4 protein-coding genes and 2 pseudogenes are annotated in these 7,096 nt (G+C 48.1%); all 6 read left to right on the top strand.

The window, feature by feature from the left end; translation table 11 throughout:
- Window positions 1-16: 16 nt before the first annotated feature.
- Window positions 17-338: pseudogene (locus EZM41_RS09475) on the top strand (DDE-type integrase/transposase/recombinase); the annotation flags it as partial.
- A 60-nt stretch (window positions 339-398) separates the two neighbouring features.
- A pseudogene (locus EZM41_RS14755) lies at window positions 399-631 on the top strand (integrase core domain-containing protein); the annotation flags it as partial.
- A gap of 356 nt (window positions 632-987) precedes the next feature.
- Entirely contained in the window at window positions 988-2,148 is a 1,161-nt protein-coding gene (locus EZM41_RS09470) for a glycosyltransferase (RefSeq protein WP_198470857.1), read from the top strand.
- Window positions 2,145-4,361, top strand: a complete 2,217-nt coding sequence (locus tag EZM41_RS09465; RefSeq protein ID WP_198470856.1) for a Gfo/Idh/MocA family oxidoreductase — start codon at window positions 2,145-2,147, stop codon at window positions 4,359-4,361. Before EZM41_RS09470 ends, EZM41_RS09465 begins: the two co-directional genes overlap by 4 nt.
- Window positions 4,362-4,409: 48 nt before the next feature.
- Window positions 4,410-5,639, top strand: coding sequence for a glycosyltransferase family 4 protein (locus EZM41_RS09460; RefSeq protein WP_198470855.1), 1,230 nt, complete (start codon window positions 4,410-4,412; stop codon window positions 5,637-5,639).
- 44 nt (window positions 5,640-5,683) lie between these two features.
- Window positions 5,684-6,727: an NAD-dependent epimerase/dehydratase family protein gene (locus EZM41_RS09455; protein WP_198470854.1), complete on the top strand. Its 1,044-nt coding sequence runs from the start codon at window positions 5,684-5,686 to the stop codon at window positions 6,725-6,727.
- The last annotated feature ends 369 nt before the right edge of the window (window positions 6,728-7,096 follow it).

The raw sequence follows: 7,096 nt of genomic DNA, 5'->3' as shown, positions 1-7,096 counted from the left end.
GCATTAAAGTAGCTTAAGGTGCACGGTGGAGCGCCTGATGAAAGACATGGGCCTAAAAGGGATCATTCGTGGCAGGAAGATAAGGACTACGATCCCTGATGAATCTGCCAATAAACCTGCAGATTTGGTGTGTCGAAACTTCACTGCACTTCGCCCTAACCAATTGTGGGTGGCAGATCTAACGTATGTCGCTACGCGCAGTGGGTTTGTATATGCTGCATTCGTCATAGACATATTGCTGAGATTCATCGTAGGTTGGCGAATTCTTGAGGTCTTTAAAGACGGACCTCGTAATCGATGCCTTAGAACAGGCTCTATATGCCAGGAGAGATACGAAGAGGTTGGTTCACCTCAAGCGACCATGGGTCTTTAATACCTTTCCATACGCTCCACGCAAAAGGCTGCGCGAGGCAGGAATGAAGCCTATCCGTGGGCAGTGTAGGAGATCCTTACGACAATGCCTTGGCTTAAATCCGTAATCGGTCTTAGTAAGACCTGAGGTCATCGCGAGAGCGCAGGCCGTGGCATAACCTTGAGAGACGTCGAGTTTGCCACATTGGAGTGGGTGAATTGGTTTAATAACAGCAGGCTTCTTGGAGCTATAGGAAATATTCCGCACCTCAAGCTTTGAGGAAAAGTATTACAATCTCAGGAGACACCAGCTGTTGTAGCTGGACTCAAATAAAAAAGCTTTCGGGAAAGCCGGGGCGGTTCATAATGACTAATAAGAAGAGACTTTTGACAGGGTGAAGCGAACTCCTTCGGTCAGGAGCAGGACAGCAAGTATTACTCAAAGCCCAAACTACTCGATATACCTTTGAGAAATGTCAAAAGTGATTCTGTCTCAAGAGTGCAGCACACGAAGGTTTGCTAAGTGGAGGTTAGAGCGATGCTGGAAGATATCGGTGAATATATTCTTGGCATCGAACATTTGACGAGGGCTTTCTTAGATGCAGTTAAGGTAGCAGTGGGGGAGGAGTATAGGAAATGAAAGTACTTCATGTAGCGGCCAGCCTTTCACATAATTGGGGTGGACCTGCTCGAAGCGTCAGAGGTCTGACTAAAGGATTAATGCAAAAAGGCGTTGAGGTAGCGGTCTTTGCTCTGGATAATCCACAGAAGTCAGAAAGAGAGGTAGGCTTTGAGAGCGTAGAAGCTCGATTGTTTAAGCAAGACTGGCTCTCCAAGATTTGGACAGCTCATTCCTCTGCTCTTGATAGGGCATTACAGGGCGAAGTGCAACGTTACGATCTCCTCCATATTCATGAGATCTGGCATCACCCTCACTTTGCGGCCTATCGTGCAGCCAAGAAGTTTAACAAACCTTATGTAGTCTCCGTGCGTGGCGCACTTGACCCGTGGTGTCTGAATTATAAGGGCTTTAAAAAAAGAGTCTACGCAGCATTTATTCAACAACGCATGTTGAATAGGGCGGCGGCAATTCATGCTCTTGTTCAAAACGAGGTAAAAGACATCCGTGCCTTTGGCGTGCATAGCCCAGTTGTTGTGATCCCTAACGGGATAGACCCAGAGGAATTTCGCGAGCTCCCTGAGAAAGAAGAAATAGAGAAGCTTTATCCAGAATTGAAAGGCAAGAATGTCGTGCTATTTTTAGGGCGCATTCACCCCAAGAAAGGCCTTGATATCCTGGCTAAGGCGTTTGGAGTGATTGCCAAGGAGCGCGACGACATACGGTTAATAGTGGCTGGGCCGGATAACGAAGGGTACCAAAAACAGGTTGAGCAAATTCTTGAGGTTCAAGAAGTTAGACATAAATGCATTTTCACTGGTATGCTTACTGGAGAACAAAAGCTTGCCGCATTGAGCCGAGCAGATATTTTCGTACTTCCCTCTTACTCTGAGGGGTTTAGCATGGCTATATTGGAGGTGTTGGCCTGCGGTCTCCCAGTGGTCATAACGCACCAGTGTAACTTCCCCGAGGTGGCAGAAGCAAACGCGGGCATCGTAATTGATCCTGACGTTGACCAACTCACCGCTGCCTTGTATAAACTTATAGAAAACCCTGAATTACGAGGAGAAATGGGATCTAACGGCCGACGCCTTGTTATGGAGCATTTTACATGGGATAGGATTGCAGAGCAAATGATGGAGTTATATCAAAGTGTCTTGGAGGGAAAACTTAGGTGAAACAAGTTATCCAAAGCTACAAGACGGGTGAACTCGCCGTCGTCGATGTGTCTCCTCCGGCAGTTAAGCCTGGCTTCGTGGTGGTGCAAAGTATGGCTTCTTTGGTTAGCGCCGGCACGGAAAAGCACATGCTTGAGATGGCCAAAAAATCGCTTGTAGGAAAAGCTATGGCACGGCCTGACTTAGTTCGCCAAGTCATCGCCAAGGCAAGGGCCGAAGGGGTGCTTGAGGCTTACCATCAAGCGGTAAACCGTTTGGATACCCCTGTGGCGCTTGGGTATTCTTCCGCCGGAACAGTCATTGATGTTGGACGTGGCGTTGAAGGCTTTTCTAAAGGAGATTGTGTGGCCTGTGTGGGGAGTGGTTATGCGTCTCACGCCGAAATAGTCTGCGTACCGCAGAATTTTTGTGCAAAAATCCCTGAAGGTGTGGACTTTGAGAGCGCTGCCTTCGTCGCCTTGGGGGGCATTGCGTTAGAGGCCGTTAGGCTGGCGGAACTGTCTTTGGGGTCGAGGGTTGTGGTTATCGGGCTTGGACTTTTAGGGCAGATCGCTACACAGCTTCTTCGGGCGGCTGGTTGCCATGTATTTGGGGCAGATTTAGCCCCTGCAAAAATTCAGATGGCTTTGGAGCATGGGTTAGAAGCTGGGGCGGTAATTGATCAGGCCGATGTAGGGGACGCAATGCGGGAATTTGCGCCCCAAGGCGCCGATGCGGTGATTATTATGGCTGCTGCCTCAAGCAATCAACCCTTGGAACTTGCCGCTCAAGTGGCACGGGAGCGGGCTAAGATCGTGGCGACAGGCCTTATTAACCTTGTGGTTCCACGGGAGCCCTTCTTCGATAAGGAGCTCGAACTTGTGGTGTCGCGCGCCTGGGGGCCGGGGGCCTTTGACTCCCTCTATATTGAAAAGGGGGTTGATTACCCACTTGCCTATGGCCGCTGGACGGCCAAGCGCAACTTGGAGGAGTTTTTAGCACAACTCGGTAAGGGTGCAGTTAGTGTGAAGCACTTAATCACCCATAGGTTTTCCATTGAGCAGGCCGCGGAGGCTTATAAGCTCATCTTGGAGGGCAAGGAACCTTATATCGGCGTTTTGCTTACTTATCCGGAGGCGGCAAAGGCCGTAAAGGAATCGCCTAAAGACAAGAAAGTAGAATTAAAGCCATATTCAGAGAGGGTTATCGAGCGAACGAAGAAGACAGTTGGCATTGGGGTTATTGGGGCAGGGCTTTTTGCGACTACGACCCTCCTTCCCGTGCTTAAGCGCCAGCATGATATAAGGCTTAAAGGTATAGCCACTACTACCGGTCACAGCGGCCGACATGCTGGGGGAAAGTTTGGCTTTGAATATTGCACCACAGATTATAAGGAGCTTCTCGCCGACCCGGAGATTGACCTCATCATAGCTCTTACACGCCATAGTTCGCATGCCCATTTTGTGACGGAGGCCTTGCGTGCTGGTAAGCACATTTACGTGGAAAAGCCATTAGCGATAAATGAGGAGCAATTGCGCATCGTTGCCAAAGCTTACGATGAAGCCCAAAAGGAAAACGGGTCAGTATTGTTTGTTGGGTTTAACAGGCGGTTTTCTCCCTATGTGCGTTGGCTTAAGGAGCATTTTTCAAGCATCATTGAGCCTCTTGCCGTTTGTTGCACTGTAAACGCAGGGCCAGTGGCGTCAGATCATTGGGTGCACGACCCAGAACAGGGCGGAGGGCGCATAATAGGGGAGGTCTGTCATTTTGTGGACCTCGTTCAGTTTCTTACCGGGTCAGTACCGGTGCGTGTATATGCCGAGACATTGGAGTCTAAGGCTTACAAACCGAGCGACAACGTCGTTATAACTTTGAAGATGGACAATGGCGCTATCAGTTCCATTGCGTATGTGGCTGGGGGCGACAAGTCGTATTCGAGGGAAAAAGTTGAAGTATTCGGCGGAGGCACGGTGGGCCTTATCGATAACTTTAAGAAAGCCGTTTTTGTCAGAGGCGGGCGTCGTAAAGTTAAAAAAAGCTTCTTGTCGATCGATAGAGGATACGAGGGGGAATTTGAAGCCTTAATTTCTGCGATCGAGCGAGGTGGTCCGCCACCTGTAGCTTTTGAAGAATACGTCAAAACAACGATGGCGACTTTTGCCATTGAGCAGTCGCTGGTTGAAGGAAAACCGATGGGGGTTTCCTTTAACATGAATAAAGATAAAATTGAATAGATTTCAGCGCAAGACCTTAAGTGTAAAAATAAGGAGTTTAAAAACGAGATGCCAAGGAAAATACTGCTTTTGACAATTAGCTACTCACCGGTGCTTAATTCAGCGGCACGGCTTTTCTCAGAACTCGCTGAGCACCTAAAGAAAAAAAGCTTTTGCGTTACGGTAATTACAAGCATGCCTCAACGGTATGTGGCTGACGATAAAGAGAAATTCCCCGAGGAAGAAGAGCTAAACGGAGTTAAGGTTTACCGCCTTCCGATGATTTCTCTCCCTAAACGGGTTCCACTTCTTAGGGGTTTTGAGCACTTCTTTGTGGCCTTCCAGTATTGGCTTAAAGGTAGGCGCCTCACCTGTCATGATGCCGTCATCGTATATTCCCCTCCTCTTCCATTGACGATGGCGGGCATTAAGCTCGCCCAAAAGTGGAAGGGCATATCCATTGTAAATGTCCAGGATCTCTATCCCCAATCGGTGATAGACCTTGGGTTGCTTAAAAACCCCCTCTTGATTTCTTTAGCTCGCTGGATAGAACGGTGGGCCTACCGATATGCGGATTTTATTACTGTCCACTCTGAGGGAAACCGCAAGTATGTGATTGAACATGGCGTGGCTGAGGACAGGGCTTACGTGGTTCCCAATTGGGTGGACCTCGAAAAATATAGGCCGGGGCCTTTAAAGAACTCTTTGAGGGAGCGCCTCGGACTTGCGGATTCTTTCGTTGTTTCTTATGCTGGCGTTATGGGGTTTGCTCAAGGAGTGGACGATATATTGAAAGCAGCCGCGCCTTTAGAAAAGGAAATTAGAAATTTTGCTTTGGTGCTCGCTGGAAGCGGAGTAGAGCTGCCAAAACTTAAAAAACTCTCCCAAGATTTGGGCTTGAAAAGCGTGCACTTTCTCCCTCATCTACCAGAAGAGGAGTATATAGAACTCCTGCAGGCCTCTGACGCGTGTTTGGTTACCCTCGTTAAAAGCTTACGAACTCCGGTGGTGCCGGGAAAACTGCAGTGTATAATGGCAGTAGAGCGTCCTGCAATTTGTAGCACGCCTGCGACAAGCGACGCCAAAAGGATTTTAGAAGAATCTAAGGCCGGAATTTGGGCGGATGCAGGAGATTATGATGCTTTGGCGAGGGCAATTTTTGAGCTTTATTCTGACTCTAACCTTAGAGGAGAGATGGGTAGAAAGGGGCGGCTGTATGCTGAAGAGCATTTTGATAAGGAAAAGTGTATAGACCAGTATATACAGCTTTTGGCAGGTGCAGGGACTACAGTGGAATAACTTTTTATGGTAGGATTTAACTAAAAGGTGTAGGGGTGATAATGGTGGAAAACTATAAAGAATTTTATGAGGGTAAAACCGTTTTGGTAACGGGCGGAGCTGGAGCTATTGGGTCAAACCTTTCGCAAGCTTTAGTGGAGTTGGGAGCTCAAGTGATAATCCTTGACGATCTTTCATCAGGGCAGCTGTGGAATGTCCCATCGACTTCTAATGTTTTATTCGTCAAAGGTAGTGTTCTCGACGAAGTTATGATTAAGAGAGTTTTCTTTGAGCGTCCACAGATCGTGTTTCATCTTGCTGCTTTCTTCGCTAACCAAAACTCGGTGGATCATCCCGAACGCGATCTTATGGTTAACGGCATGGGCACCTTGCGAATGCTTGAGTACAGCGTCCTCGCAGGTGTAGAGCGGTTCGTTTACGCTTCTTCGGGATGTGCTATCTATGGGGGCGAAATGCCACTACCTTTGAAAGAGGATTTCGTGACCATGCACCTTAGTTCGCCTTACCAAATCACTAAGATGTCAGGGGAGCTTTATTGTAACTTTTTCCACCATCATTACGACTTCCCGGCGGTTAAGCCCCGATTCTTCAACTCTTATGGTCCGGGTGAGGTACCTGGTCAATACCGAAATGTGATTCCCAATTTCATTTATTGGGCTATGAAAGGGTTACCACTTCCAATAACAGGCACAGGTGAGGAAACGCGTGACTTTACCTATGTGGGCGATCTTGTCGATGGGCTTCTGCGAGCCGGGTATTTCGAGGAGGCAATAGGTGAATCTTTTAACCTCGCCGCTGGTCGTGAAATCAGGATAATCGATTTGGCCAATATGATTAACGAGCTCGTGGGGAACAAGGCAGGAATTCATTTTGCCTCTCGCAGGAAGTGGGACACAAAGAAAAGGCTTTTGGCCTCAATTGAACTTGCTAACAAGCTTATAGGATATGAACCAAAGATGACTTTCGAGGAAGGACTTGGGAACACTATCCAATGGTTCCGCGACAACTGGAAAAACATAGAAGCCTCCGCGGAATTTGGCCCCGGGGCCTCTTCGGCCGTCCGTGAAATGGTTATCGTTAAGCAGTAGCTTTTACAGCGGGGATAGAAGAATGGTCCGATCTGCGCAACAATCTTATGAGAGTTTCTCATTATGCTAACCCCTTGGGGTCTACCATTATAAAATCACGTAGCAGGTAGTAGGCCCCTCGAGTCCATAGGTAACCCTCCTGGGGCCAGATCTTTGTTTTTTGTGTTTGTTAGCCTACGCTAATTTTTATCTCCCTCACTTCCACGCCCACTTTCACATTTTTACGTCTCACTCATCACTCACTTCCACTTCCGCACTCACTTTCACATTCACTCTCACTTTTATATTTTCATCACGGGTTACTCCATGTAGTGGCCCCGCCAAGACGCATCGAGCATCATGGGTATAACTGATATAATATTGCTGCAC

Source organism: Acetomicrobium sp. S15 = DSM 107314, assembly GCF_016125955.1.
In the GTDB taxonomy this organism is placed as follows: domain Bacteria; phylum Synergistota; class Synergistia; order Synergistales; family Thermosynergistaceae; genus Thermosynergistes; species Thermosynergistes pyruvativorans.
Note: the sequence above shows the minus strand (reverse complement) of the source record. Positions and strands in the feature narration are given on the sequence as shown.